Below are 1,863 nucleotides of genomic sequence, written 5' to 3' on the forward strand. Positions count from 1 at the left end.
CCGGCCAAGGCGCCGCTGCGCCTGAAGCGCCGGATCGAGGAAAACGACGGCAGCGTGGCGGTGCAAAAAAGGTTTGTGGCCGACCAGGACCAGGAAAAGCTGCGCATCAACCAGCGCTTTGACGAGGAGCTGGTCAAGCTCAACCGGCTCTGGGCGCTGGGCGGCGGGGCGCCGGCCATGGCAGAGGCGCCCGATGCCTCCGCCAAGGCCGCCGTCAAGAAATGATTTTGCGGGTCAAACAGGCCTCTAGCCCAGGGAAAACGTGCGCCTATAGCTATCGTTTTAATAGCAACCAAGGGCCTGAGCCGACCCGGCGTTTGACCGCCTGGCGTTCCGGATTCAAGCCAGTTTTTGCTTCAGCAGTGCGTTGACCTGCGCCGGATTGGCCTTGCCCTGGGTGGCCTTCATGGCCTGGCCGACCAGCGCGTTGAAGGCCTTGGCATTGCCGGCCTTGACCTCTTCGACGTTTTTGGCGTTGGCGGCCAGCACCGCGTCGATGATGGTCTCCAGCTCGCCGCTGTCGCTCATCTGCTTGAGGCCCTTGGCGGCTATCAGCGCATCCACGTTCTGGCCTTCGCCGGTCCACAAGGCCTCAAACACCTGGCGGGCGGCGTTGTTGGAGATCGTGCCGTCGGCAATCCGGCCTATCAGTGCGGCCAGTTGAGCCGCGTTAACGGCCGAGGCCTCGATCGACTTTTCCTCGGCATTGAGGCGGCGTGACAGCTCGCCCATGACCCAGTTGCTGGCCAGCTTGGGCTGCTTGCTGGCGGCGGCCACGGCCTCGAAGAAGGCGGCTGTGGCCTTGCTCTGCGTCAGCTGGCCCGCGTCGTACTCCGGCAGGCCGTAGTCGGCCACAAAACGCGCCGCCATCACGCGCGGCAGTTCGGACATCTCGGCACGGGTTTTCTCCACCCAGTCACGCCCAATCACCAGCGGCGGCAGGTCCGGGTCGGGAAAATAGCGGTAATCGGCCGCGTCTTCCTTGCTGCGCATGCTGCGCGTTTCGCCGGTTTCCGGGTCGAACAGCACGGTCGCCTGCTGAATCGTGTGGCCGTCCTCGATCTGCCCGATCTGCCAGCGTATTTCGTAGTCCATCGCCTGCTGCATGAACTTGAAGCTGTTCAGGTTCTTGATTTCGCGGCGCGTGCCGAGCGGGCCGCCGGGCTTGCGCACCGAGACGTTGGCGTCGCACCTGAAGCTGCCTTCCTGCATGTTGCCATCGCAAATGCCAATCCAGGTGACGATTTTGTGCAGCTCTTTGGCGTAGGCCACGGCCTCGGCCGAGGAGCGCATGTCGGGCTCGGTGACGATCTCCAGCAGCGGCGTGCCGGCGCGGTTCAAATCGATGCCGCTTTGGCCTATGAAGTCTTCGTGCAGCGATTTGCCGGCATCTTCTTCTAAATGGGCTCTAACCAGCCGTACCGATTTCTTTTCGTCGCCGAGGAAAAACTCCACCACGCCGCCTTGCACCACCGGAATCTCGAACTGGCTGATCTGGTAGCCCTTGGGAAGATCGGGGTAAAAGTAGTTTTTTCGCGCAAACACGCTGCTTTCGGCAATGTGGGCGTTCACTGCCAGGCCGAACTCAATGGCGCGCTGTACCGCGCCCTTGTTCATCACCGGCAGCGCGCCGGGCAGGGCGAAGTCCACCGCCGAGGCTTGGGTGTTGGGCTCGGCGCCAAAGGCGGTCGAGGCACGGCTGAAAATTTTCGACTGCGTGGTCAGCTGGGTGTGGGTTTCGAAGCCGATGACGACTTCGTAGCCTTGGACCAGCAGGAATTTCGCGTCTTTGCTCATGTCAAAACTCGTGGTGTTTTCTGGTGCCAGTCCGTTGCCATCTGAAACCGGTGCGCCGCGCCCAGC

At 62.5% G+C, this 1,863-nt stretch carries 1 protein-coding gene and 1 pseudogene; one reads left to right on the forward strand and one right to left on the reverse strand.

Features of this window, described 5'->3' with window-relative positions; translation table 11 throughout:
- Positions 1-225 (forward strand): annotated as a pseudogene (locus RMO23_RS16665) (DUF4124 domain-containing protein); the annotation flags it as partial.
- 114 nt (positions 226-339) lie between these two features.
- Here RMO23_RS16665 and gatB read toward each other — a convergent pair.
- Complete coding sequence (gene gatB / locus RMO23_RS16670) at positions 340-1,797, reverse strand: Asp-tRNA(Asn)/Glu-tRNA(Gln) amidotransferase subunit GatB (RefSeq protein WP_309683807.1); 1,458 nt, start codon at positions 1,795-1,797, stop codon at positions 340-342.
- Positions 1,798-1,863 lie beyond the last annotated feature (66 nt).

It is taken from the genome of Polaromonas sp. (assembly GCF_031411155.1).
Classification (GTDB): Bacteria; Pseudomonadota; Gammaproteobacteria; order Burkholderiales; family Burkholderiaceae_C; genus Polaromonas.